Genomic DNA, 26,445 nt, shown 5'->3' with positions numbered 1-26,445 from the left:
GGGTTTCGCCCGATCTGACACTGGCGAATTTTGAGTAAATTTGCAAACCTTTTAGGACATTTCATGATAGTTACAGATAAGATTCTGCAAGACCTGCAGTTCCCCACCATACTTGAGACGATTTCAGAATCCTGCGTCACGGATCTCGGAAAAGAAAAAGCACTTTCGATACGGCCGTTCCGCGTTCGCGAGGAATTGATGGATGCCCTCGCCCAAACCTCGGAATATGCTTCGTCGTTTCAAAACAACAATGCCCTTCCGAATCACGGTTTTGAGCCGATCGCGCATGAAATCAAGTTTTTGTCGATCGAAGACAGTTTTCTCGATTCCGCTTCGTTTCGCAAAATCGCCAACATTTCCGAGACATCGAACACATTGATCCAATTCCTGAAAAAATTCGACGATTACTACCCGAAGCTCCATAAGCGGGCCGCCGAGGTGGAATTCACGAAGGACATCGTGGCCAAAATCGACGTCATCATCGACAAATACGGGGAAATCAAGGATACGGCATCGGTTGGGTTGCAGGAAATACGAAGCGAGATGAACCTCGTTCGCGTCAAGGTCAACCAAAGTTTCGGCCAGGCGTTGACGTCTTACAACGGCCTTGGCTATCTCGACGACATCAAGGAAAGCATCGTCGAAAACCGTCGCGTCCTTGCCGTTTTGGCCATGTACCGCAGAAAAGTCAAGGGTTCAATTCTCGGAAGTTCGAAAACCGGAAGCATTACCTACATAGAGCCCGAGGCAACCTTGCGTTTCTCTCGCGAACTCTCCAATCTCGAATATGAGGAGAAACAGGAAATCAACAGGATTCTGCGCAAGCTTTCGGATGATATCCGACCGTACGTGGACATCCTGATCCAGTACCAGGAATTCCTTGCCGACATTGACGTCGTCTCGGCCAAAGCCAAATACGCCCAACGCATCAATGGATTGTTGCCGAACATTACCGAAAATAGGCGCCTGTATTTTCGCGAAGCCTTCCACCCTATTTTGTTCCTGACCAACAAACGCAAACAGGAAAAGACGTATCCGCAGACCTTTGAGCTGTCGCAGGAGAGCCGCGTCATCGTGATTTCGGGCCCGAATGCCGGAGGAAAAACAATCTCGTTGAAAACGGTCGGATTGCTGCAATTGATGTTACAGAGCGGCATGCTGATCCCGGTTCACGAACGAAGCGAAACGTTTTTGTTCGACAGGATCATGACAGACATCGGCGACAACCAATCTATTGAAAATCATTTGAGTACCTATAGTTACCGACTCAAGAACATGAACTACTTCCTTCGAAAGTGCAACAACAGGACGTTGTTCCTTATCGATGAATTCGGTACGGGATCCGACCCTGAGCTCGGAGGCGCTTTGGCGGAAGTTTTCCTCGAGGAATTCTACCACCGCGAGGCGTTCGGGATCATCACAACTCATTACGCGAACCTCAAAATGCTGGCCAACGAAATGCCGCACATGACCAATGCCAACATGCTGTTCGACGAAAAATCGCTAGAGCCGATGTACAAATTGGTATTGGGCCAGGCCGGAAGCTCGTTTACGTTTGAAGTGGCCCAAAAGAACGGTATTCCGTTCGGTTTGATCAACCGGGCGAAAAAGAAGATCGAAGGCGGGAAAGTCCGGTTTGACAAAACCATCGCCACCTTGCAGAAGGAGCGCTCCAAGCTCGAGAAAACGTCGGAGAATCTCAAACAAGAGGAAACAAAAGCGCGAGAAGAAGGCCGAAAGCTGGAAGATACGAATCAACGCATCCGCCAAAAACTCGAAAGCTACCAGGAATTGTACGACAGCAACCAAAAGACGATATACCTCGGCCAAAAGGTTGAAGATATGGCCGACAAGTATTTTGGCAACAAGGACAAAAAACTGCTCATAGGGGAATTTCTCAAAATGGTCGAAATAGAAAACTCCAAGCGCAAGAAGGTCACGCCCAAAGAAAAAAAGGTCGAAGAGCAAAAGAAAAAGGAGGTCATCCAGGAAGTTAAAGTCGTGGTTGAGGAAATCCGACAGGAAAAAAAGGAAAAGAAGAAAAAGGAAGCCGCTGCGCCAAAACTCAATATTCCTTTAAAAGTTGGCGATCGCGTGCGCATGCTCGACGGAAAGGCGGTCGGAAGCATCGACGCGATTGAAAAGAACAAGGCGACGGTCAATTACGGATTGTTCACTTCGAAGGTCAGCCTCGACGAACTCGAGCTTGTCGAAGCCAAAAAGAAATAAACTGTTGTTAAACCGAATGCGTTAAATTTCATTTTTGAACTACTTTCGTGCGACAGTGCTTCGACACGTTAGGACTTACCCATGAAACTCTCCGATCTTCCAAAAGGCAAAAAAATCATATTGTTCGACGGTGTGTGCAACCTGTGCGATTCTTTCGTGCAATTCGTGATCAGGCGCGACAGCAACGACGTTTTCCGGTTCGTGCCGCTACAGTCGGAGTTGGGCGAAAGTATCCTCGCACACATCGGGATCGACCGGCAGCGCATCGACAGCATTATCCTGTATGAACCCGGCATCGCTTACTTTTACAAATCCGGCGCCGCGATAGAGATCGCCAACAGCCTCGGCGGATTTTTGCGGCTCGCGTCGATTTTAAAGATATTTCCCAATTTCGTGAGAAACGGCCTTTATGATTTCGTGGCCCGTAACCGTTATAAATGGTACGGAAAAAAAGAAAGCTGCATGATTCCGACACCGGAACTCAAAGCAAAATTCCTTGAATAAAAAAAGCCGGTCACTTGAACCGGCTTTTGCATTTTCATAAGTGTTACTGTTTGACGATTTTTCGCGTCAACGTGCCACCGTCCCCATTGATTGTCATCACGTAAATTCCTGATGAAAGATCGGAAACATTGACCTGGATGTCCGCAGCATCGGAAAACGATTGGCTTTTTACGACTCGACCGTTGAGATCAGCAATGGAGATACTTTTAACCACTGCCGAAGACGAGACGTTAATTTCACTGACAGCCGGGTTCGGATAGACCTGTACGTCGGCGGCAACGATTGGATCCTTGACCTTCAACAAATTCTCATCGGCAACGAGGGCGCGAAGGCTGATGTTGTCGAATTGGCCGACAGCCGAAACCGAATTGGTTTGCCCGGTTGTCGAGATGGCGGTCGCCGCAATGTTGAGCGTGGTAAAGTCGATTCCTGCAGAAGCTCCTGCGATCGGCGGCGCTGTGATAAGCGTATTGGAAACTTCCTTGAATTTCAGTTCGCCCGTGGTTTTGTTGAAGCTAAAGCCTAACGTGTACCAGGTGCTCGGTTGCAGGATCAAAGGGGAATAGGTCGTTCCGTTGAAACCCAGCGTAAACGAAAAGTTACCGACAGTACCTGCGTTGTCGTAATAGCCAAGCCCGCGCAGTTCGCGTGTGGCGGCAATGTAGGTCATACCGGCGATAATCCTGGTGTTGTCGGCATTGTAAACGGCTACACGCAGGGAATTTGCACTCGTGGTTGCGGGGCCCGTAAAAAAGTCAAACTGAACCTGGGCGACGTCATTGCCTGCGGTGCGTGAGCCCCACACAGACGAAACGTCCCTAAACATCCGCCTTGTATTCACGGCGGAGTTCGATCCTGTAATCTGGATCAGATTTCCGTTGGTTCCTCCGACGTTCACAACCTGGAAATCAGAATTGGCGCCAGCAGTTACGGTAGTGAGCCAACCGCCTTGACCAGGCGTGACTCCGGTCATATCAGTACCGATATTCCCGACGGTGAGCGATGAAGCATTTTCACTGAACAACGACTGGGCACTTGCCAGGGAAACGGTGAAGAATGCAAAAGATAAGAGTAAAGATTTTTTCATAAATATCTGATTAAGGATTGTTTGTAACGAAATTAAACAATATAACAATCAAAAAACAAAATATTTACACGACAAATCTGTTAATTTATTGACGGGGAACCAACGATAGGCTCGTCCTTTTCCCACTTGCCCACAACAGACGTCGCCAATGCATTTCCGAGCACGTTCGTCGCACTGCGGAACATATCGCAAAAATGGTCGATCGGAAGAATCAGCGCGATCCCTTCGACAGGAATGTCGAACATCCCGCAGGTTGCCGCCACAACGACAAGACTCGCTCGTGGAACTCCCGCGATTCCCTTACTGGTTAGCATCAGGACCAGAAGCATCGTCATTTGGGTCGACAAATCCAGGTCGATGCCATAAACCTGGGCGATAAAAATACTCGCAAACGTCATGTACATCATACTTCCGTCGAGATTGAAGGAATAACCCAGCGGCAACATAAACGAAACCACCTTATTTTTTATCCCGAAACGTTCCAATTCTTCGGTCAACTTCGGGAAGACGGCCTCGCTGCTTGTGGTACTGAAGGCAATGATGAGTGGCCCGCCGATGCGTCGGAGCAAATCAAACATCGACCTTCCCAGGAACAATATTCCGACAAGGAGCAAAACGATCCAAAGCGAGCTGATCCCCACGAGGAACGAGCCGAAAAAACGCGCATAGGTAACCAACAATTCCTCTACGTCCCGGATCGCGAAAACTCCCGCAATGGCACCAAACACACCGATCGGCGCAAATTTCATGACGTAATTGACCATTTTGAGCACGATGTGGGACGCTTTGTCGAGAGCGTTCACGACGGGTTTGGAATAGTCGCCCATAGAGGCAGCCGCCAATCCGAAGAAAATCGAAAACACCACGATCTGCAGGATTTCGTTCGTGGCCATCGCTTCGAAAACACTCTTTGGAATGATGTGTTCGACGAAGTTCTGGGCCGAAAAAACCTGTGTCTTTTCGGTGACTTCCTTAGCCGCGTCCGTATCGATGCCGCCAAGCTGCAACCCTTCGCCAGGAGCGAGTACGTTGACGTAAAAAAGCCCGATGAGCAACGAGATGAACGAGGCCGTAAAAAACCAGCCAAGAGCCTTTCCTCCTATCCGCCCAACCGTCTTGAGATCGCCGAGCTTGGCAATCCCCACGATAAGTGTTGTAAAAACCAAAGGCGCGATGATCATTTGTACAAGCCGGATAAATATCGTAGCAAGCAGCTTGATGATATTGCTGAATTCCTTAGCCGACTCCGGACTGTAATTGCCGTGTACGTAAATGCCGAGACCGGCACCGAGTAGCATTGCAATGATGATCTGCCCGGTAAGGCTCTTGAAAAATGACGTTTTTTTCGTGGTTTGGGTCATATTGGTTGTTTTGAAAACAAATGGTGGTATTCGATTCGGTCGACTGGGCTTGCGGACAAGGTGTCGGGACTCAATTAGGTAAACTTATCTTGCGTATGTTTTATTTATCAGATGGAAATCGGCTAATACGATTGCGGCCATAGCCTCTACAATCGGCACCGCCCGTGGCACGACGCAGGGATCGTGACGGCCTTTGCCCTGCATCTCGACAATATTCCCCTTGTTGTCAAGGGCCGGTTGTTTCTGCAGAATGGTGGCCACCGGTTTGAAGGCGACGCGAAAATAAATGTCCATGCCATTGGATATTCCGCCCTGGATGCCGCCGGAAAGATTCGATTTTGTCGTCCCATCCTCGTTATACAAGTCATTGTGCTCGCTTCCTTTCATTTTGGCCCCGCAAAAACCGCTTCCGTATTCAAACCCTTTCACGGCATTGATCGAAAGCATCGCTTTTCCCAATTCGGCATGGAGCTTGTCGAAAACGGGCTCGCCCAATCCTATCGGCACATTGCGGATCACACAGGTCACCGTGCCGCCAACCGAGTCGCCCTGTTTGCGGATCTCGCGTATGTAGGCTTCCATTTTTTCGGCGGTCGCGGCATCCGGACATCGCACGTCGTTCGATTCGATTTTTGAAAAATCGAGGGCCTGGTAGGGTTTATCGATAAAAATATCGCCAACCGATGACGTGAACGCATGGATTTCGATATCTCCGAGAAATTGCTTTGCGATCGCACCAGCCACTACGCGCGAAGCCGTTTCCCGTGCCGAGCTGCGTCCGCCGCCGCGATAGTCGCGCAAGCCGTATTTCTTTTCATAGACATAATCGGCGTGGCTCGGACGATATTGGTCTTTGATATGGGAATAGTCGTGGGATTTTTGGTCCGTGTTCGGGATTATGAAACCAATGGGCGTTCCCGTGGTTTTCCCTTCAAAAATTCCCGAGAGGAACTGAACTTCATCTTCTTCCTTTCGCTGGGTGACGATGGCGGACTGACCGGGTTTTCGCCTGTCCATCTCCCGCCGGATCGCCTCGAAATCGAGTGTTATTCCGGCAGGGCAACCGTCTATGATGCCGCCAAGGGCCGCTCCGTGGGATTCGCCAAATGTCGTGAGTCTGAAAAGCGTACCGTATGAATTTCCTGCCATTTTACAAAAATAGCATTATCGAGCAAAAAGACGCGTTTTTTATGTCTTAAACGGAATCAACATCGGCAAAAAACGATTATATTTAGAAAAAATCGAGATATGTATATTTTCCTGCCCATATTGCTCGCCTTTGCCTTTGTGCTTTACATCGCCTATTTGGCCTTGATCAAGAAACAACCGCGCCACAAGATGCGGGAAATCCTCATACCCGGACTCTTCTTTTTGGGAACCTGGGGCGCCTTGTACTACTTTTTCGTTTTTTAATTTCTTAACCGGCGGTTCAGTTTCAGGTAACATAAAGGAAGTTTATTTGCGAAACGTCCTTTCATGAAAAAGCGAAAAGTTGAACTCGTCGTCCTTTCGGATGTGCATCTGGGAACTTACGGATGCCACGCCAAGGAATTGCTCCACTACCTCAATTCGATCAAGCCGAAGACATTGGTCCTGAACGGCGACATCATCGACATTTGGCAGTTCCGCAAATCGTATTTCCCCAAATCCCACTTAAAAGTCATCCGGAAGATCATCGATTTTACCTCGAAAGGAACCAAGGTGTATTATCTCACGGGCAACCACGACGAGATGCTGCGCAAGTTCAGTGGAACCAATTTCGGAAACTTCAAACTCGACGACAAACTCGTGCTCGAACTCGACGGGGCAAAAGCCTGGATCTTCCATGGGGACGTGTTCGATGCCTCCGTCCAACATTCGAAATGGATCGCCAAACTCGGCGGTTGGGGCTACGACTACCTGATTTTGCTCAACCGCTTCGTGAACTGGTGCCTCAGCAAAATGGGCAAAGAGCCGTATTCGTTCTCCAAAAAAATAAAGGGAAGTGTGAAAAAGGCGGTCAAATTCATATCCGATTTCGAAAATACCGCTACCGATCTCGCGATTGAAAACGGATACGAATTCGTGGTGTGCGGCCATATCCACGAGCCGAAAATCACCGAGGTTTCAAACCGGCACGGCAAAACCACCTACTTAAACTCAGGCGACTGGATCGAGAATCTTACTGCGCTGGAATACAATCGAAAGCGATGGAAATTGTATCGGTATTCGGACAGCAAACCGTCGGTGGAAGCGGATTTTTTCGAAATGGAAGACCTTCTGTCCTCAGTAGATATCGCCACGGTGATGTTTTCTGAAAAACGCCTCGCAAACCGCATCAATTAAGGCGTCACATCTGTTAAAGTATTTATAAGCATCTTTTTTGCAGCACGCGCTAGCGTTAATTTTGGGAGTAACCTAAAATAACACAAGATGAAAAAAATCCTTTTATGTGCGGCTTTCGCCATCGCTTCAAGTTTTGCGGCAGAGGCACAGACCGTTCGTGATAATGCGATCGGGATACGGCTCAGCGCCGGAGACGGTATTGGAGCCGATGTTTCCTACCAACGACGTGTCTTTACAAAAAACAGGCTGGAATTCGACCTCGGGCTCCGCGAGGACGACCACTATGACGAAGTTAAATTTATGGCGGGTTTCCACTGGGTCTTCCCTATTGAGAACGGCTTTAATTTCTACGCGGGCCCGGCCATCGGTGCGGGTCGCTGGGAACACGACCGTTGGAACGACAACGACAATTGGGATGACGACGGAGGCTTCGGTGTAATTGCAGGAGTTGCCGGAGTCGAATATGTCTTCCCTAACATTCCGCTTCAATTGTCGTTCGACATCAGGCCTGAAGCACATTTCGGAGACGACCGCGACGATTTCGACCGCGATTACCACAGTTTGGTCCCTGACGTCGGTTTGGCCGTTAGGTTCACATTCTGATTCCAAATAAAAAGTCAAATCCCGATCGAACGTCGGGATTTTTTTATGCCTCAAATTGACAACTGCTTAACAATCAACATTATATCATTATCTAATTACCTCATTACCTCATTATCTAATCATCTAATTACCTGATTTCAATCGGCTTTTTGGAATTGATCTTGACGATCGCATACGGATACGTGATCACCTGTATGTTCATCGAACCCTCGGGTGGCGAAGTTTCTTTAACGGTCACGACGATCTTGTCAGGCAATTCTTCTACTTTTTCGGCTGTAATGGCATAACCGCCGGTGTTTTTCTCTCCCATGTTCAGGATGATGAAGTTCGCAGTCTGCAAATCAGATTCCGCAATTTTTTTCCTGAGGTTTTCGTCGGCCTGAAGCATTCGGATCTCCTCTGGCGTCGACAGGATTTCAAAGAAACGGATGTTGCCGCCTCCATCCGACTGGCTCGTGAGGATTTCGTAGAGCGGTTTCGACGCCGCGGTTTTCGGGCTGGATCCGCAAGCCGCCAGCAGCAGCAAAAGGGACGCGATCGCAATTTTTCTCATACTTTCAGTTGTAATGCTTCTTCGTATAACGCCTCGTAAAGCGGCAATATTTTCTTGATGTCGAATTGTTTTGCCACGCCAAGCGCATTGGAGCGGAATTGCTTCAATACCGAATCGTCTTTCAATATCCGGATCGCATTGGCCGCCATTTCCTCGACGTTTCCTACATCGCTCAGATAGCCGGAAATCCCTTGAAAATTGACTTCGGGCAAACCTCCGGAATTCGTCGAAATTACCGGAATGCCCCAAACCATAGCCTCGAGCGCAGCTAAACCAAAGCTTTCGGTCTCTGACGGAAGCAGGAACAAATCGGTATAGCTCAAAATCTGGTCGATCTCGTTGCTGTTTCCGAAGAAAATGACCTTGTCGGAAATGCCTAGCTTGCGGCACAATTTCTCGGCTTTTTCGCGCTCCGGCCCGTCTCCGACAAGCATCAGCTTTGCAGGGATTTCTTGTTGGATTTTGTGGAAAATCCTGACCACATCGGGAATGCGTTTGATCTTCCTGAAATTGCTGATATGGGTAACGATGCGCTCCTTTTCGGTGGCCATGACCGAACGCCGGCAGCCGATGCTCGGATCGGAGGTGTTCTTGTCGAGTTCCACGAAATTCGGGATGACGTGAATTTCTTTGTGGACGTTGAAATGGCGGTACGTATCTTCTTTGAGACTCTCGGAGACCGAGGTCACGATGTCCGATTTATTGATGCTGAAGGCCACCGCGGGCTTGTAGAACGGATGGCTTCCGACAAGCGTGATATCGGTTCCGTGCAACGTGGTCACGATGGGAACGTAAATACCCTCGTCCTTGAGCATTTGCTTGGCCATGTAGGCGGCGTATGCGTGCGGAATCGCATAATGGACGTGAAGCAGTTCGATTCCATAAAGCTTGACCATGTCGACGAGTTTGCTCGACAGCGCCAATTCATACGGTTGATAATGGAAAAGCGGATATTCCGGAACGTTGACCTCGTGATAGTGAAGGTTCGGACTTAACTGCGAAAGCCGCACCGGTTGGCTGTACGTGATAAAATGGACTTCGTGTCCGCGTCGCGAAAGCTCCAAACCTAATTCGGTAGCGACAACTCCTGAACCTCCGAAGGTCGGATAACAGACAATTGCTATTTTCATTGTAGTTGCATTGTCGTGCGAAGTTACGAAATCGGAACCAAATCACTCCGCAGCGACAAACGTAGTTTCAAAATAACCAGCGATCTTGTGATCCGTCGGTATGCTTTCGTTGGCCTCGATGTGGACGTTGCGGAACTCAACCCGGTAAAAGCCATCACCGGCATCGTGGATTTTCATAGTTCCGGACAACATTTTTCTTGCATAAAAATTTCCGAATTGGTACCAGGCTTCCAACCCTCCACCGCTATTTAAAACATATTCTCCCGAGATATCGGTAGTTTCAGACCCGACCGGTATATTGATAGCAAAACCATCAAAGGCGTCAGTGACAATACGGCCATTCGAAAAGGATATGTTGCGTGATTGGTTGTCAGGATAATAGCGGGTAGTGGCGTTTTGTGGCGAACTACCCATTTCAAACAAATGATTGTTGATTTTTAGCGGACCGTTGTAAGTCGCAATGTCAATACCTTCGCTATCCGATGAGCACGACATGATCGCGATGGCCATAATAAGGACCGAAATAATTTTTTTCATAACTATTGTTTTTACGGAAATATACCTCATTTCCAAATTTTCATTTTAAGATCGATTCCTGAATCACTTTCTGCATGTCTTCGCGGATATTTGCTTTGGAAAGCGCGTTTACGTTGCTGTCTGGAAACGTCCGGTTCGAAAGGAAAATAAAGATTGTCTCGCTTTCAGGATCGGCCCAGGCCATCGTGCCTGTAAATCCGGTGTGTCCGAAGCTTTTTTGGGAAACGCAATTGCAGGTCGGGCCGGCCTGTCCCGGCAACTGCGGTTTGTCGAAACCTATGCCGCGGCGGTTGCCATCCTTACAAAAGTGGCAGGTATTGAATTCGTCGAACGTTTTGGGCGAAAAGAACTGGTGGCCCGCGTAATGTCCTTTCCACAAATACATCTGCATGATCTTGGCGACATCCATCGCATTTGAAAAAATCCCCGCGTGACCGGCAACGCCTCCTTCCATGGCCGCTTCCATATCGTGCACGTAGCCCTGGACGACCTGGTATCGAAAATATTTGTCGTCCTCGGTTGGAGGAATCGCGCTCATGTCGAACCTGCGCAACGGATTGTACATCGTGGAACTCATGCCGAGTGGCTTGAAAATATTGGCTTCGCTGAGCACGTCAAGCGTCGTATTCGTACTTTTTTCGAGATATTCCTTCATGATGATGAACGCAAAATCGCTGTATTTGTATTCCCTTTTCGGAAGCAATTTGCTGTTGGCGATAAACTTCATCACGCTGTCGTGGTAATCGTTTCGGATATAGAGATTTTCGGCTACTTGCCTGGTGAACATCGGGTCATACATCTTGCGATAATACGTCGGCGAGGGCTGCTTGGCGCTGTCGAGTGTGGCTTTGTAAAATGGCTCCCAAGCCTGGAGGCGTGCATAATGCGAAAGCAGTTCCTTGATCCTGATGTTTTTCTTGTCGGAATGTTTGAAAACCGGCAACAAATCGCCAAGCTTGCTCTCAAACGTTATCTTGCCCTTGTCGTACTGCTGCATGACGTTCGGCAATGTAGAAACGATTTTTGTAAGCGACGCCACGTCGTAAATATCGGAATTGCCCACCGGCGTGCGTGCTTCGTATGTATGGAACCCGAACGATTTCTGGTAGACGACTTTGCCCTTTCGCGCGACCAGGACCTGGATGCCCGGCGTCATTTTCGCATTGATCGCTTTGTATGCGAGCATGTCGATATTTGAAAGTTTGGCCGAACTCATCCCGACGTTTTCAGGAGCCGTGAAACCCAGGACATCCGTCGTTTGTGTGGTCAGCCCATCCCCTACCTTAAAGTTGCTGCCGATGGAAACCGGGAGTTTTCCTTTTGCCGAAATCGCCCCGAAAAGCAATTCCGCAGAGACGACCTGTGCCACCTCGCTGTTTTGGTAGGATACGACGACAGCCTTGAATTTTGAATAATCCGAAACCGGAAGCAATGCATAGGGTTTGGCGAAAACGTCAAGAATGACCTTGTTGTATTTGGAAATCGAATCGAGTTTGGCCAATTCTTCCGGCTTGAAATCGTGGTTGCGCCACGCTCCGTCGCTTTTGTGGTATCCGACTATGACGGTCGAAAATGGTTTGAGTTTTTCGAGCATCAGATGGATACTGTCGTCTGCGATTTCCGTAACCTCGGTGTACTTTTTGAGCGTCGAGACGAACGGGGCGTTGCCGTCTTCCCCAAGTTTTACGTACGCGATCTTTTCGTTGGCAAGGTCGCGGATCGGAAGCGCCTCCTGCTCATTCCTGATTACAGTCACCGCGTTCTCGTACAGCGTGTACTGCAAAGCCGCGTCTTCTTTTGGGTTGACGCCCTCGTAGACATTTTTCATCTCGATCGGCATGTACATATCGAGGTTGACCTTGTATTTGTACCTGAGGATTTTCTTAACGGAATGTTCGAGTCGGGATTCCGAAAGCATCGTGTCCTGTATCGCCACGCAGATTTTATCGAGCGCCTTCGGGACGTTCTCTGGAAACAGCAGGATGTCGTTTCCTGCCAACAGCGCCTCGAGGTCGATGTCGCCCGGCTGCTTGAAGTTGGCCGCACCTTTCATGTTGAGCGCATCGGTGAAGATAAGGCCGCCGAAGCCCATTTCGTTCTGTAGCAATTGCGTTACGATCGGATACGAAATCGATGACGGATAATTCTCACGCGTCTCGTAAGCAGGGACGTTCAGGTGGGCTACCATGACCGATGCCAATCCTTCGTTGAAAAGTCGTTTGTAAGGGAACAGCTCCACATCCTGTATGCGTTCTTTCGAAAAATTGACCATCGGAAGGGCGTAATGCGAATCGGTTTCGGTATCGCCGTGCCCTGGAAAGTGCTTGCCCGTCGCCAGGACGCCGTGACGCTGAATGCCGCGCATCATGGCCGAAGCGCGGTCGGCAACCCGTACTTTGTCTTCGCCGAAAGAACGCGTCCCGATTATCGGATTTTTCGGGTTGGTATTGATGTCCAGAACCGGGGCGAAATTGAAGTGGATGCCCATTCGCTTGGCTTGCCTGGCATACGATTCACCAACTTTTTCGATAAGCGCCAAATCCTGTACGGCGCCCAAGGTCATATTCCACGGGAACCGCATTACCGAATCCAGGCGCATCGCCAGTCCCCATTCGGCATCGATGCCTACAAAAAGCGGGACTTTTGATTCCGACTGGTAGCGGTTCGTGAGCTTGGCCTGACGTCCGGGTCCGCCCTGGAAAAAAATGACGCCACCTATGTGCTGGTTTTTTATCAGTCGGGAAATCGAATTGAAATGGGCCGAATCTTTATTGGAATAGGCAGCGACCATGAAAAGCTGGCCGATCTTCTCCTCCAGGCTCATTTTCTTGTAGATGCTGTCCACCCAAACCTCTTCCCTGACTCTCTGGACAGGCGTTTTGGCGAACTGTGCGTTGGCGAACTGCATGCCGACTAAAATGGCGAAAAGGTAAAAACGCATCGTAATAATGTATAACTGATATTAACTCGTAAAATGATTTAGCCGCGAATTTGCGAATTCGCGGCTAAATCAATATTTAATGTACTGGAACGGCTCGTTCCCACAATTTCACTAATGACTGCCCGCGGTTAAAAAAATCGGCTGTGCCAACTTTCGCTCGCCGGCACTTCCCAAAATTCATTCCATTCCCCAACGGTGTTCACCAAATTATTGAACACGATCGTATTCGACGTCACGGCCTTGTCCTTGGCCATTTTCTTGAAATCGATAAGGGTTTTATGTGCGATGAATTCCCCGTTGCGGAACGTGACGTTCATCTTGTCGAGAAGGTCGACGTCATATTTTTTTTCGATCTGCTGGATAAAATGTACCGAAGCGTCGATCGAACAACCCGAGGCTGAATGCACTTCCTGGTTGACGGCCAAGATGATGAACCGGTTGTATCGCGTTACGAAGGAAGCCTCGAGTCCGGTGCCGTGAGCCGCCCAGTTCTCTACAAAGTCCTGCAGGTCGGTTTCGATTTCGGCGATTTCTTCATCCGACAGTTTGCGGTTGGATTGATAGATCCAGATACGCGAATCTTCGGGTAAGGTGTCAAAAGGTACATACATATTGCGTCCGATTATTTGGTCAAATCGGTAATGACTTTGTAATATCTGAATTCTTTCATTTTAGGATCGTACAATTCGACTTCCTTGTACGCGATCGTGATCTTATCGCCTTTTTTGACTTTTCCTTCGGTGAACAGCGAGGCGGTTCCGAAATATTCGAGCATCAGCAGCGAGTGTTGGCGGCCATTTTCGTCTTTTGCCGTTATGGTGACGAACTGTTCCGACTTCACGTCCGTAATCTGGACATTCATGCTGTGTCTGGCTTCGGCTGCCTCGGACGTTTCGTTTATATTGTCGTCGGCCATATCCATTATGAAATCAGGACAGGTTTCTACCATTTTGATCCCGATCTCGGCTGCGATGGCCTCGAACGCTTCCGAATCCGAGAGCGAAACCTGCTTTTCAGGCGGCAGCTGCGATTTCCGTGCGTTGTATGATTTGACGATGCAAAGTCCCAACTGCATGTCGGTCACTTCCTGGCCCGATTTCCTAAGCTCGGAAATACAGGCGCAGCTATCGTCTCCTATTGCTTTCATCACATCCTGGCCCTGAACGAATCCGGTGAACGACACAAACACTGCAGCAAGAACAAAATTCCCTCTCATAGATCGTTCGCATTTGCGATAAGTTCCGCTACGTCCATGACTTTGACGTCTCCTTCCCTGTTTTTGCTTTTAACGCCATCGGTTAGCATCGTGTTGCAGAATGGACAAGCCGCCGCGATGATTTTAGGCTCGAGGTCCAACGCCTCTTCTGCTCTTTCGATGTTAATTTCTTTAGTACCGGGTTCGGCATCCTTGAACATTTGGGCGCCACCGGCTCCGCAGCACAAACCATTCGCGCGCGAACGTTTCATTTCGACGAGTTCGGCATCGAGTTTTTGGATGAGATCGCGTGGTGCCTCGTAAATATTGTTGGCACGCCCCAAATAACACGGGTCGTGGAATACGATTTTCTTGCCTTTGAACGAACCGCCTTCGATAGTCAGCCTGCCGTCGTCGAGCAACGATTTGAGGAATTGGGTGTGGTGTACCACTTCATAACTCCCGCCCAATCCAGGATATTCATTCTTGATCGTATTGAAACAATGCGGACAGGCCGTCACGATTTTCCTGACGTCGTATGCGTTGAGCACCTCGATGTTCATCATGGCCTGCATCTGGAACAGGAACTCGTTCCCTGCCCTTTTTGCGGGATCCCCGGTGCAACTTTCCTCAGTTCCCAAAACCGCGAATTCGACGCCGGCCTGGTTGAGCAGGCGCACGAACGCTTTGGTGATCCTCTTGGCGCGATCGTCGAAACTTCCGGAGCAACCCACCCAAAACAACACTTCAGGGGATTTTCCTTCGGCCATCATTTCGGCCATTGTAGGGACTTTGAGTTCGTTTGTCATATCATTTTGTATTTCTCGCGTCTTGGCGTTTCGGGTTTAGGGTTTAATGTTGATCGTCCTCTAACTGCCTCAAACGTCTAGGCCCAAGTCCCGTTATCTATTTACCTTTTTCTAATTTTCCAATTATCTAATTATCTAATTATCTGATTGCCTACTCGTGCTTTCCGTCGTCGAACACCTGTATGGTGACTTCCTTTTCAATAAGGTCGGTGAATTTTCCGCGATAGCGCGTGGCTTTCACCAAATGATTGTCGATCCAATGGTAATTCCCGCCTCTTGGCTTTCCGAACACGATGCCGTGGTATTTGAAACCGTGTTTGCCAAGCCATTCTTCGGTGACCTGGCGATGTGCCTCTGTCCTCGAGGTGAAAAAAAAGATCACATGGCCTTCGTCATACCATTTGTTGAGCGTCGTCAGGGCGTCGGGATACAATTCTGCGGTCGCCATTCTCTCCGGCTCTTCGTTCGGGATGTCGTCGCATATCGTACCGTCGATGTCGATCAGGTAATTTTTGATGTCAGCCGGCAAAATCGGGCTGATGTGCTTTCCGTTCTCTGTCGCGGGCTGAAGGTTGTCCTCAATTTCTTCCTTTTTCATTTGTCTGTCTTTAATTTATCTGATTTTTAGATCATTAAAAACATCCTTAACCTCACTTTATAAGAATATTTTTATTGTAACAATAGCTCGTAATAAGACTCAGATCTCCATCGACCCTAATTATTAACTATCAATTATTAACTATTTACTGTCAACTATCAACTGTCAACTAAACTATCAACTGTCAACTGTCAACTATTAACTATCAACTGTCAACTGTCAACTATCAACTATCAACTATCAACTATCAATTGTCAACTATCAATTGTCATTTTTCCAATTCAACCTATCCTGCTGATTATACGGCCAGGGCGCAGCGTTGTTCTCTACATTGGTCATCATGGCGTTCAGCGACTGAGGCGCCGCGCTTTGTTCCATTACCAGGAATCGCCTCATGTCCATAATGATCGAAAGCGGGTCGATGTTCACCGGACATTCCTCCACGCAAGCATTGCAACTCGTACACGCCCACAGTTCCTCGGGCGTGATGTAATCGTTTAGCAAGGTTTTGTTATCCGGAATGAAAACGCCTTTGTTTGCCTCAATGTTTTTTCCGACTTCCTCCATGCGATCGCGCGTGTCCATCATGATCTTGCGCGGCGACAACTTCTTTCCTGTAATGTTGGCTGGGCAAGCCGAGGTGCATCGACCACATTCGGTACAGGTGTAAGCGTTGAGCAGTTGGACCCAATTGAGATCCTGTATGTCCTGGGCGCCAAATTTCTCCGGAACGGCATTCGGGTCCGCATTGGCCGGAGCGGCGAAAGGATCGGCGCTCGGATCCATCATCAGCTTGACCTCTGCCGTTACCGAATCGAGATTGTTGAATTTCCCTTTCGGATTCAAATTCGCGTAATACGTATTGGGAAACGCCAGAAGAATGTGCAGATGTTTCGAAAAATACAGGTAATTCAGGAAGATCAGGATTCCCACGATATGCAGCCACCAACACGCGCGCTCGATGACCCAAACGGCGTTATCCGACATTCCGTCGAACAAAGGTGCGATAAGCGAACTTACCGGAAACGATCCGGCCTGGTCGTAATGCGGAAAACCACGGAACTGCAACTGGTAATCGGCGGCGTTCATCGTCAGGAAAAGCGCCATGAGCACGATTTCCATATAGAGGATATAATTCGCATCGCTTTTAGGCCATCCCTTCAAATCGGAGTGGATGAACCGCTTGATCTTGATGATGTTGCGTCGGATCAGAAATGCGATTACGCCCACGAGTACCAAAACGGCGAGAATCTCGAAAAATGCGATAAGAAAGTCGTAAAATCCACCGAGGAACGATAGGATGCGATGGGTTCCGAACAATCCGTCGATGATGATCTCGAGTACTTCTATGTTGATGACCACGAATCCGACATAAACGAAAATGTGTAAAATCCCGGATATCGGACGCTTGACCATTTTCTTCTGGCCCAACGCGATCATCGCCATGTTCGTCCAGCGCTCGCCGGGATTGTCGGAGCGATCGATGTCGCGGCCCAACCTGATGTTGCGTATGAGCTTTCGGACGTTCATCGCGAAATATCCTATTCCCAATGCCAGGATGACGGCAAAGAATATGTTGTCTAAGTAACTCATGGTAATTATTTTGGAATACTATCCTGGACTTTAGGAGCGACGTATGGCTTGTTCTTCTTTCCAAAAAGCGAGACGTTGATGTAACGCGTAGGATTGAGTCGCACGTCCTGAAGCAGCAATTCGAGCTCTCGTGAGGTTTTGGACAGGTTGTCGTAAAGCGCGTCGTCATTGACGAGTTTGCCCATCGTGCCTTTTCCGGAATCGATGTTGGCCATCAGGTTGTCGACTTTCGCCAACGTGCCCTTGAGACTTTCCACGGCTTTGTCGAGTTCGGCTTTTTCGAGATCAGATGAGATTTTGTTGAAATCCGACGACACTTTTTCGAAATTCGAAACCACGTTGTCGATCTTGCCTTTGTTAGTATCGAGAATGCCGTTAAGACTGTTGGACGCCTTGTGGAATTGGGTCATCGTCGCATTGAGTTCGGCGATGGTTCCTTTGAGGTTTTCCTGGCTTTTCTTGTCGAGGATGTTGTTCACGCTCGTGATCGTCACGGTAAGTTCGGACAACACCTTGTCGAGCTTTTGCTGTATCGGCTCCAGTTTTTCACCAAGTAACGCGGTAAGGCCCGGAACATTCGCTCCTCTCAAGGTGTCTCCGGACTGCGCGACCTGAGTGTCCTGGAGGTTGGGGACGATTTGGAGTTGTTTGCCCGCGATGACGCCAGGCTCGTAAATATTGACGACGCTCGATTTGGCGATCGGAAAATCTTCGTTGGTAATCTGGAGTTCGACCAACAGTTTTCCCGTCCTGTTGTTGAGCGATATTTTTTTGACGTGCCCGATGACGAAGCCGTTGACGGTTACCGGAGCCGAAGGAGGAAGCCCTTCGACGTTGGCATATTCCACATAAAACGTCTTGTCGCTGCTAAGGATGTCGGTACCTTTCAGGAAACTGTAACCCCAGATGAACAATAAAATAGAAGCGATCACCAGAATGGCCGTCTTGATTTCCTTTGTAATTTTCAAAGCTTTGCTGTTTTGAACAAAAGTAAGACAATTATCCGAAAAGCTTGTGCTATTTTTTAAGCGCTTCGTCGAGACTGATGCGTTGGCCGTTGCGGAATGCTACGACGTAAGCCGAAGGGAATCCCTTGGTTTTGGCTTCGGAGAGTTTTTGGCGGGCCGTTTGGTAATCCGGAGTCTCTCCGTAAAAGTACTTGAAGAGTTTTCCGTCGGACTGTACTGAAACGCCGCTAAGGCCCTTGAAGTTGCTGGGCGTAGTGGCCAGTTTGTTGCCGCTGGCCGAAATCTGGACTTTAAAAACAATCCCTGAAGCATCGCTCTCGAATGGCGTTTGAGCCGTCGTACGCTCCGGCGCAGCAACGGGAGCCGGAGTTTCCGCAACAGGAGTATCGGTTATGCGTTGTGACGGACGTTCGTTCGCCGGATCGTAGTTGCCCGAACCGAAATATTCCTTTTTGTAGCCGATGATCGCATTGGCAATCGCCTTGGCCATTTCGTCCTGCCCGTCCTCCGAATCGAGGAAAGCTCCGTCTTTTGGATTGGAAATGAAGCCCATTTCAATGAGGACGCGCGGCATGTACGCTTTGTGAAGCACCATGAACGGCGCCTGTTTCACGCCACGGCTTTTTTTGCCGAGCGAGCGCACGAACATGTCCTGGATTTTACTGGCAAGAGAAATACTGTTGTCAAGGAATTCTTCCTGCATCAGCTCCACGCCTATCATCGTTTCGGGAGACGACGGATCATAGCCCTCGTACTTTTGCTTGTAATCTTTCTCGAGCGTGATTACGGAGTTTTCGCGTTTGGCCGCTTCGAGGTTGGACGCGTTCTTGTTCATACCCATCACGTAGGTTTCGGTTCCTTCTGCCGCCGTGTTTTTATTGGCGTTGCAATGGATCGAGACGAAAATGTGGGAATCTGCGCGGTTGGCGATGTTGGCGCGCTCGACGAGTTCGATGAAAACGTCCGATTTGCGCGTGTACACCACATCGAATCCCGGTGTGCCTTCGAGTATCTTACCCACTTTCTGGACGACGCCCAGCGCAATGTTCTTCTCGATATGGCCGTGGTAGACCGCTCCAAAATCTTTTCCGCCGTGACCGGCATCGAGCGTTACCTTAAACTTTTGGGCGAGCACGGAATTGCCCGCCACACAAAAAAAGAAAGTCAGTAAAAGAGACGCTTTACGCGTATTGGAAATTCCCATAAATCCAAAAGTTAATTTTAATGAAATGCACGAGGCCAAAGTCATTATTTATTTATTTTTGACGGAAAATTATATGTAAGTTTGGCGCTTCAAATTAAGCCATAATTTTCACAAAAGTAGCATTAATAGCGTTGCGGGCAAACTTATTCCATATCGTTTTATCAGCAATCTTGCTAACAGTCGGAGCCTCAAAATGCTACTCTCAGGAGCTGAAAAACCAAACCACAAAAATCCCGCCGCTTTTACAGGCTCCACCTGCCAAGCCAGTGGATTCTTCAATTGTTAACGCAACCGACACCACAAAAATTGCAGTTCCGATCGTCCAGGATTCCGTAAAGCCTAAAAAACCACTTTTGGAAAGCCAGATCCGCCGAAAGGCCAAGGACTACGAACGCTTTAACCAAAAGACCAGCCAGCTTACCCTATTCAACGAAGCCGAAGTATACTACCAGGACATCGAACTCAAATCCGGCATTATCGTGCTCGATTACGGAAAGGACGAAATTTATGCCGGGCGTATCAAGGATTCAACCGGAGCGTTGACGCAGCGTCCTATTTTCAAGCAAGGGCAGAACGTCGTGGAGCCGGATTCGATCCGATTCAATACCAAGACCAAAAAGGCGCTGATCTGGAATTCACGAACCGAACAGAGCGAGTTCCGCATCAAGGCTGACATCGTCAAACGCGAAAACGACTCGGTCTACTATATGAAATCGGCCCGTTTCACTACCTCGAAAGACGTCGACAACCCTGAATATTATTTCTTTACCCAGAAAGCCAAGTTCGTCCCTGGAAAAAAAGTCGTGGTTGGCGGAACCAACATGGTCATCGCCGATGTTCCTACTCCGATTTACCTGCCGTTCGCGTTCTTTCCGATGACGGACAAAGCGCAGTCCGGGATCCTGATACCTTCGTATGGGGAAAGCAACAACAGAGGATTTTTCCTTCAGAACATCGGATATTATTTCGCGCTTTCAGACAATTACGACCTTGCCGTGACAGGCGATTACTACACCAACGGCAGTTATGCGATGCGATTCGAGTCGCGTTACGCCTCGCGCTATAACTTCTCCGGAAATCTCAACGTGCGGTTTGAAAACCTGATCAATGGCGAACGCGGCTATCCCGACTATGCCAAACAGCGCATCTACAACATCCAATGGTCGCATTCGCAGGATCCGAAAGCAAACGTGAACTCAAGGTTCTCGGCCTCGGTCAACCTGGGTAGCAGCCAGTATTTCCGACAGTCCGTCAACCAGGTAAACGTAGGTTCGTCGCTGAACAACACCCTGAGTTCGTCGATTTCCTATTCAAAGACCTTCCAGACGGTTCCCCAGGTCAATTTGTCGGTCACGGCGAGCCATCAGCAAAATACCGAAACCAAGGCCATCAGCATGACCTTGCCGACGCTACAATTGAACGTTGACCGGATTTTCCCGTTCGCTCCCGCAGACGGATCCAAAAAAGGATTTATCAAGAACCTCAATGTCCAGTATAGCTTGAAAGGCGAAAACCGTTACCAGACGTTCGATTCGTTGTTTTTCAAGCCTGAAATGTTCAAGGACGCCAGAACCGGGTTCCAGCACACAATTCCCGTGTCGACGAACTTCAAGATATTCAAATATTTCAGCGCGTCCACTTCATTCAATTACAATGAAGTATGGTATTTCAAAACGATAGAAAGACGCTATGACGAACAGCGCGCCCGCGACACGACGATCAACGTGAACGGTTTCGATTCGTTCAGGACTTATAACTTCGGGACGTCATTGGGAACGACGATTTACGGAACCTACCAATTCGGGGAGAAAAGCAGGATACAAGCCATACGCCACGTAATGCGCCCCTCGGTTTCCTATAGCTACACTCCTAGTTTCGACCAATATTACGACACTTACGAAACGCGCGTCACCGCCGAAACCATCATCAAGGAATACACCCGGTTCGAGAACGGAATTTTTGGATCGCCCGGGAAAAACATTTCCAACAGCGTCGGGTTCAGTTTGAGCAATACTTTCGAGGCCAAAATGACCGACAGGGACACGACGAAGACCGAACCCAAAAAGCTGATGCTGCTCAACAACCTGAATTTCAGCACGTCCTACAATATAGCAGCCGATTCCCTCAAGTGGTCGCCTTTGCGGATCACGGGCGGAACGACGCTTTTCGAGAAGATGAACGTGAACTTCGGGGCGACGCTGAATCCATACGCTATCGACAACACGGGCCGCACGATAAACAAGTTCAACATCGACAATGGCGGAAGTTTGTTTCGTTTCACAAACGCCAATCTTACCGTGGGATATTCGTTGGCAAGTACGGACGGAAACGACGCGGCAAACAAGAAAAGCCCCGACTCACAAGGCGTTCGCAACGGAGGACGCGAAGATGACCTTTTCGGTTCCAACCTCGACCCGAGCGATCCGAGGCAGGACGACGACGAAGATGATGAAGCGGCCGACATCAAGGATTTTTTCAAGCTCGACATTCCCTGGGACATGACCCTCGCCTATTCCCTGACGTATTCGAACAACAGGCGCGAGAAGGAAATCGCCGGGAATTCCCTTATGGTATCGGCCAATACCGACATTACGCCCATGTGGAAAGTGGGCGTCTCCACCGGATACGATTTTGTCCAGCAAGGCTTCACTTTTACCCAATTGCGCTTTTCACGCGACTTGCTGAGCTGGAAAATGGACTTCAGCTGGGTGCCTTTCGGACAAAATACCTACTGGAACTTTTTTATCGGAATCAAGTCGAGCATCTTGCAGGACATCAAATACGATAAGAGAAGTTTGCCGAATCGATAGGATAATTAGCGAATGAATCAATTAGCGAATTAGCGAATGGATCAATTAGCGAATTGGCGAATGAATTAGTTAGCAAATTCGCGGATAGCGTAGCAGACATTGGATTTTCCTTAAACCAGATAACATGAAAAAAATCATTTATACCGACAAGGCTCCGGCTCCGATCGGACCGTACAGCCAGGCAGTCCAGTTTGGCGATACGCTTTACACCTCGGGTCAGATTGCCATCGATCCGGCAAGCGGGGAACTTGTTTTAGGCGATGTCGGGAACGAAACCCGGCAAGTCATGGACAATCTCAAAGCCGTGCTTGAAGCTGCAGACATGACCTTCGACGACGTGGTCAAGACCACCATTTTTATCATGGACATGAATGACTTTGCCAAGATCAACGAAGTGTACGGGAGTTATCTCAACGAGCAGACCGCTCCCGCTCGTGAAACCGTCCAGGTTGCGGGTTTGCCGAAGGGCGTGACGGTAGAGATTTCGATGATGGCCAGGAAGATGGCCGAGTGAAACCTCAAACTTTAAACTGTTGACCTCAAACTTTAAACTTTAAACTTTAAACTTTAAACTTTAAACCTTAAACAAAAAAAACCATCCAAATACCGGATGGTTTTTTTTTGCGACAAGTCCCGCGAACTCCTTTCCCGAAACACTCAATTTAGTGAGTGGTACGCGATCAGCCCGTCTATCGGACGCCTTAACACGTTTCCGATGTTGATGTTGTGCTTTTCGAGCACTTCTTTCAATTCTTCTCTTAAATAGAACGCGATCGATCCGATGAAGTGAACCGGGACCGACGTATGTTCGTCATATTGCTTGATATACAATTCCACAAAATCCTCCATTGCGGAATAAATGAGTTTTTTACAGAAAGCGTCATCCTTGTGCTGGATCAGGAATTTTGCAAACGTAGCCAGATAGGCATTCGGATTCGGCTCCTTGTAAAGATTGTGCTTGATCACATCGGCGTCGAGGTTGTGGGCTTTTTCAAACTCCGTTGCCAGGTTTTTCGGCATTTTGTTGAAGTAGTACGATCGGATCAATTCGCGTCCGAAGCGATTTCCGCTGCAATCATCCATGGCAATGTAACCGAGCGACTGTACTTTTTGGTGCAATTCCTTGCCGTCAAAGTAGCTGCAGTTCGATCCCGTCCCTAAAATACAAACGACGGCTTTGTCGTTTTTGGGCGTGGTCGCGTAAACTGCGGCATACGTATCTTCGTTTACCGAAATATTCGCGTTGGGGAAGTAATCCTTGAAGATCGCTGCCAGGAAACTTCTCATTCTTTCAGTTCCGCAGCCCGCACCGTAAAAATACAGATGCGTTACGCTTTTTTTGTTGTGGGAAATGTCGAAACGGTCGTCAAGACGGGCAATTACCTCGTCCTTGCCGAGCACTTCGGGATTTACCCCAAGCGATTGTGTGGTAAACAAAACCTTTCCGGCGTCGTCGATGGCGATCCAGTCGGCTTTGGTGGAACCACTGTCTACTAATAATTTCATTTGGTCAAGGGTTGGTTTATTCAGCTTTGCCTCGAGGTTGTGAAGCAAAACCTTCTTTGGTTTGTTATATGGTTGTCTGGCAATAATCTAAAGTAAACTTTAAACCTTAAACTTTAAACCTTAAACTTTAAACTTTAAACTTTAAACTTAAACAAAAATGAAAAATCCCGCCTGTAATCAACGGGATTTTTCAAATGGAGGATTTATTTCAAGCTTGCCGTGTGAACCGCAAGGTCGATCAGTTTGCTGGAATAGCCGTACTCGTTGTCATACCAGGAAACGATCTTGAAAAACGTGGAGTTCAATCCGATACCGGCCTTCGCATCGACGATCGAAGTGCGCGAATCCCCAACGAAATCCTGGGAAACCACATCGTCTTCCGTATATCCGAGGATGTTCTTGTAATCGGTTTCCGATGCTTTTTTCAACACCGCCATGATTTCTTCATACGTCGTTTCTTTTTCAAGTCTCACGGTCAAATCTACCGCCGAAACGTCTATCGTCGGTACGCGGAACGACATCCCTGTCAATTTCCCGTTGAGGGCCGGAATCACTTTTCCGACCGCTTTTGCGGCACCTGTAGAAGACGGGATGATGTTCACGCTTGCCGCGCGTCCGCCTCTCCAGTCCTTTCTCGAAGGTCCGTCAGCTACCATTTGCGTAGAAGTCGAGGCGTGAACCGTCGTCATCAAACCTTCGACAATACCAAAATTGTCGTTGATAACCTTAGCCAGTGGCGCAAGGCAGTTGGTCGTACACGAAGCGTTGGAGATCACCGTATCGGTCGCTTTTACTTCGGTATGGTTGACACCCATTACGAACATAGGCGCATCTGCCGACGGGGCAGAAATGATTACTTTCTTGGCTCCGCCTTTGATGTGCGCCTGAGCCGATTCTATCGTGGTGAAAATTCCGGTGCATTCGGCAACGACGTCTACTCCTACTTCGTCCCATTTCAAGGTTGCAGGATCTTTTTCGGCCGTCGTGCGGATGTGTTTTCCGTTGACGTACAATTTCCCTTCCATTACTTCCACATCTCCGTTGAAACGTCCGTGAACGGAATCGTACTTCAAAAGGTAGGCAAGGTGATCGACGTCCAGGAGGTCGTTGATGGCAACAACTTCAACATTGTCGCGGTTGATGCTTTCGCGGAAGACGATGCGTCCGATGCGTCCGAAACCGTTTATTCCTAATTTAACTGTTGACATTTTTCTTGTTTTATTTGATTTTAATATAGAGTTCCAAAAAAGTTTAAAAGTTCAAAGTTTAAGGCTGGGCGAACTTTAAACACTGAACTTCAACAACATTTACGTCGACATGATATCCGCCACCTTCAAAAGTTCGCGGTCGATCTCGGAATTCCCTTTTATGGCCTGTTCGATAGGCGTAAGGGTAATTTTGTCACCCAGGATCCCGACCATATAATTCGATTTTCCTTCGATAAGCGATTCAACGGCTTTCACGCCAAGTCGGCTCGCCAGTACGCGGTCGAAACAGGTTGGCGCCCCGCCTCTTTGCATGTGGCCCAGGACCGAAACACGCACATCGTATTCGGGCAGGTTTTCTTCTACGTAATCTTTGAGTTCAAAAACGTTCTTGCCTATGCTGTCGCCCTCGGCAATCACGACGATACTTGAGGATTTGCCCGACGCTTTACTTTTCTTGAGGGATTCCAGCAAGCGGTCGAGGCCAAGATTTTCTTCAGGGATCAGGATTTCTTCGGCTCCGGCCCCGATTCCGGCATTGAGCGCAATGTGACCGGCGTCGCGGCCCATGACTTCAACAAAGAACAACCGGTTGTGGGAAGAGGCCGTATCGCGAATCTTATCGATGACTTCAACCACCGTATTGAGCGCAGTGTCGTATCCTAATGTGAAGCTTGTTCCATAAATGTCATTGTCGATCGTTCCCGGAATTCCCATGATTGGGATGCCGAATTCGGAATGGAAAACCTCGGCACCGGTAAAACTCCCGTCACCGCCTATTACCACGATCGAGTCGATCCCGGCTTTTTGGATGTTGGCAAACGCCTTTTGTCGCCCTTCCGGCGTCATGAATTCCCTTGAACGCGCCGACTTTAAGATAGTTCCGCCTTTGTTGACGATATTGTTGACGCTCCTAGGACCCATTTCCTTGAAATCGCCTTCAATCATTCCCTGATACCCTCTGTAAATCCCTACACATTCTATGTTATGGTAGGCGCAGGTACGCACCACGGAGCGGATGGCAGCGTTCATTCCCGGTGCATCTCCACCCGAAGTCAACACGCCAATCCGTTTTATTGTTTTTGACATTTATTATGGTATTAAAATGTAAACTTAGCAAATATGTGCCATTTTCGCCGACCCGTTATTACTACTTTAGCATTTTAAGGATTTTCAATCGTTTTCGTTGATAAGTTTTAGAAAAGCCCCGATTTATCAAGATACAAGCTCGTTTAAATTCCCTAAATTAAACGCTCGCCTAACCATTGGAGTCCGCATTCTTGACGG

The 26,445-nt window shown here is 48.5% G+C and carries 24 protein-coding genes; 6 read left to right on the top strand and 18 right to left on the bottom strand.

Annotated features, from left to right (window positions below):
* Positions 1 to 63: 63 nt before the first annotated feature.
* Together HC229_RS00525 and HC229_RS00520 are read left to right on the top strand one after the other, a co-directional pair.
* Positions 64 to 2,229 carry an endonuclease MutS2 gene (locus HC229_RS00525; RefSeq protein ID WP_191018483.1) on the top strand — a complete coding sequence of 722 codons (2,166 nt, stop codon included), beginning with the start codon at positions 64 to 66 and terminating at the stop codon, positions 2,227 to 2,229.
* A gap of 81 nt (positions 2,230 to 2,310) precedes the next feature.
* Positions 2,311 to 2,733 carry a thiol-disulfide oxidoreductase DCC family protein gene (locus tag HC229_RS00520; protein WP_191018482.1) on the top strand — a complete coding sequence of 141 codons (423 nt, stop codon included), beginning with the start codon at positions 2,311 to 2,313 and terminating at the stop codon, positions 2,731 to 2,733.
* Positions 2,734 to 2,776: 43 nt separating this feature from the next.
* On the opposite strand, the gene HC229_RS00515 is transcribed toward HC229_RS00520, so the two are convergent.
* The 4 genes from HC229_RS00515 to HC229_RS00500 all read right to left on the bottom strand — a co-directional run bounded on the left by HC229_RS00515 (position 2,777) and on the right by HC229_RS00500 (position 6,627).
* Positions 2,777 to 3,820 (bottom strand): T9SS type A sorting domain-containing protein, encoded by a 1,044-nt coding sequence (locus HC229_RS00515; protein WP_191018481.1) that lies wholly within the window; start codon positions 3,818 to 3,820, stop codon positions 2,777 to 2,779.
* A gap of 80 nt (positions 3,821 to 3,900) precedes the next feature.
* Positions 3,901 to 5,181 (bottom strand): dicarboxylate/amino acid:cation symporter, encoded by a 1,281-nt coding sequence (locus HC229_RS00510; protein ID WP_191018480.1) that lies wholly within the window; start codon positions 5,179 to 5,181, stop codon positions 3,901 to 3,903.
* Between the two features lie 84 nt (positions 5,182 to 5,265).
* On the bottom strand, positions 5,266 to 6,330 hold the full coding sequence (gene aroC, locus HC229_RS00505; protein WP_191018479.1) for a chorismate synthase: 1,065 nt from the start codon (positions 6,328 to 6,330) through the stop codon (positions 5,266 to 5,268).
* Between the two features lie 39 nt (positions 6,331 to 6,369).
* Complete coding sequence (locus HC229_RS00500; RefSeq protein ID WP_191018478.1) at positions 6,370 to 6,627, bottom strand: hypothetical protein; 258 nt, start codon at positions 6,625 to 6,627, stop codon at positions 6,370 to 6,372.
* Positions 6,628 to 6,657: 30 nt separating this feature from the next.
* On the opposite strand from HC229_RS00500, the gene HC229_RS00495 reads away from it, so the two are divergent.
* Complete coding sequence (locus tag HC229_RS00495) at positions 6,658 to 7,506, top strand: UDP-2,3-diacylglucosamine diphosphatase (protein ID WP_191018477.1); 849 nt, start codon at positions 6,658 to 6,660, stop codon at positions 7,504 to 7,506.
* Between the two features lie 87 nt (positions 7,507 to 7,593).
* The gene (locus HC229_RS00490) at positions 7,594 to 8,109 is read left to right on the top strand and encodes a hypothetical protein (RefSeq protein ID WP_191018476.1); all 516 of its coding nucleotides are present in this window, start codon (positions 7,594 to 7,596) and stop codon (positions 8,107 to 8,109) included.
* Positions 8,110 to 8,236: 127 nt separating this feature from the next.
* Here HC229_RS00490 and HC229_RS00485 read toward each other — a convergent pair whose 3' ends face one another.
* The 11 genes from HC229_RS00485 to HC229_RS00435 form a co-directional block, all read right to left on the bottom strand.
* A complete protein-coding gene (locus tag HC229_RS00485; RefSeq protein ID WP_191018475.1) occupies positions 8,237 to 8,662 on the bottom strand; it encodes a protease complex subunit PrcB family protein in 426 nt (141 codons plus the stop codon).
* On the bottom strand, positions 8,659 to 9,792 hold the full coding sequence (gene bshA / locus HC229_RS00480; protein WP_191018474.1) for an N-acetyl-alpha-D-glucosaminyl L-malate synthase BshA: 1,134 nt from the start codon (positions 9,790 to 9,792) through the stop codon (positions 8,659 to 8,661). The genes HC229_RS00485 and bshA overlap by 4 nt, the downstream gene beginning before the upstream one ends.
* A 42-nt stretch (positions 9,793 to 9,834) precedes the next feature.
* Positions 9,835 to 10,329: a hypothetical protein gene (locus HC229_RS00475; protein ID WP_191018473.1), complete on the bottom strand. Its 495-nt coding sequence runs from the start codon at positions 10,327 to 10,329 to the stop codon at positions 9,835 to 9,837.
* A 40-nt stretch (positions 10,330 to 10,369) separates the two neighbouring features.
* On the bottom strand, positions 10,370 to 13,270 hold the full coding sequence (locus HC229_RS00470; protein ID WP_191018472.1) for a glycoside hydrolase family 3 N-terminal domain-containing protein: 2,901 nt from the start codon (positions 13,268 to 13,270) through the stop codon (positions 10,370 to 10,372).
* A gap of 128 nt (positions 13,271 to 13,398) precedes the next feature.
* Complete coding sequence (locus HC229_RS00465) at positions 13,399 to 13,881, bottom strand: ABC transporter ATPase (RefSeq protein ID WP_191018471.1); 483 nt, start codon at positions 13,879 to 13,881, stop codon at positions 13,399 to 13,401.
* Positions 13,882 to 13,892: 11 nt separating this feature from the next.
* On the bottom strand, positions 13,893 to 14,486 hold the full coding sequence (locus tag HC229_RS00460) for a hypothetical protein (protein WP_191018470.1): 594 nt from the start codon (positions 14,484 to 14,486) through the stop codon (positions 13,893 to 13,895).
* The gene (locus HC229_RS00455; RefSeq protein WP_191018469.1) at positions 14,483 to 15,274 is read right to left on the bottom strand and encodes a (Fe-S)-binding protein; all 792 of its coding nucleotides are present in this window, start codon (positions 15,272 to 15,274) and stop codon (positions 14,483 to 14,485) included. The genes HC229_RS00460 and HC229_RS00455 overlap by 4 nt, the downstream gene beginning before the upstream one ends.
* Before the next feature lie 151 nt (positions 15,275 to 15,425).
* A complete protein-coding gene (locus tag HC229_RS00450; protein WP_191018468.1) occupies positions 15,426 to 15,872 on the bottom strand; it encodes an LNS2 domain-containing protein in 447 nt (148 codons plus the stop codon).
* 261 nt (positions 15,873 to 16,133) lie between these two features.
* Positions 16,134 to 17,465 (bottom strand): (Fe-S)-binding protein, encoded by a 1,332-nt coding sequence (locus HC229_RS00445; RefSeq protein WP_191018467.1) that lies wholly within the window; start codon positions 17,463 to 17,465, stop codon positions 16,134 to 16,136.
* A gap of 5 nt (positions 17,466 to 17,470) precedes the next feature.
* Positions 17,471 to 18,433 (bottom strand): MlaD family protein, encoded by a 963-nt coding sequence (locus HC229_RS00440; RefSeq protein WP_191018466.1) that lies wholly within the window; start codon positions 18,431 to 18,433, stop codon positions 17,471 to 17,473.
* Between the two features lie 49 nt (positions 18,434 to 18,482).
* Positions 18,483 to 19,637 (bottom strand): N-acetylmuramoyl-L-alanine amidase family protein, encoded by a 1,155-nt coding sequence (locus HC229_RS00435; protein ID WP_191018465.1) that lies wholly within the window; start codon positions 19,635 to 19,637, stop codon positions 18,483 to 18,485.
* Positions 19,638 to 19,768: 131 nt separating this feature from the next.
* On the opposite strand from HC229_RS00435, the gene HC229_RS00430 reads away from it, so the two are divergent.
* Entirely contained in the window at positions 19,769 to 22,447 is a 2,679-nt protein-coding gene (locus HC229_RS00430) for a putative LPS assembly protein LptD (RefSeq protein ID WP_191018464.1), read from the top strand.
* A gap of 124 nt (positions 22,448 to 22,571) precedes the next feature.
* Complete coding sequence (locus HC229_RS00425) at positions 22,572 to 22,961, top strand: RidA family protein (protein WP_191018463.1); 390 nt, start codon at positions 22,572 to 22,574, stop codon at positions 22,959 to 22,961.
* A 143-nt stretch (positions 22,962 to 23,104) separates the two neighbouring features.
* Here the strand turns inward: HC229_RS00425 and HC229_RS00420 are convergent, their stop codons facing one another.
* The 3 genes from HC229_RS00420 to pfkA all read right to left on the bottom strand — a co-directional run bounded on the left by HC229_RS00420 (position 23,105) and on the right by pfkA (position 26,247).
* Positions 23,105 to 23,953 carry an N-acetylglucosamine kinase gene (locus HC229_RS00420; RefSeq protein ID WP_191018462.1) on the bottom strand — a complete coding sequence of 283 codons (849 nt, stop codon included), beginning with the start codon at positions 23,951 to 23,953 and terminating at the stop codon, positions 23,105 to 23,107.
* Between the two features lie 203 nt (positions 23,954 to 24,156).
* Complete coding sequence (gap, locus tag HC229_RS00415; protein WP_191018461.1) at positions 24,157 to 25,161, bottom strand: type I glyceraldehyde-3-phosphate dehydrogenase; 1,005 nt, start codon at positions 25,159 to 25,161, stop codon at positions 24,157 to 24,159.
* A 99-nt stretch (positions 25,162 to 25,260) separates the two neighbouring features.
* Positions 25,261 to 26,247 carry a 6-phosphofructokinase gene (gene pfkA / locus HC229_RS00410; RefSeq protein WP_191018460.1) on the bottom strand — a complete coding sequence of 329 codons (987 nt, stop codon included), beginning with the start codon at positions 26,245 to 26,247 and terminating at the stop codon, positions 25,261 to 25,263.
* Between the last annotated feature and the right edge of the window lie 198 nt (positions 26,248 to 26,445).

Origin of the sequence: Flavobacterium selenitireducens (assembly GCF_014748335.1) — a bacterium.
Classification (GTDB): domain Bacteria; phylum Bacteroidota; class Bacteroidia; order Flavobacteriales; family Flavobacteriaceae; genus Flavobacterium; species Flavobacterium selenitireducens.
The sequence above is the reverse complement of the archived record's forward strand: the minus strand, read 5'-3'. Positions and strand labels throughout refer to the sequence as shown.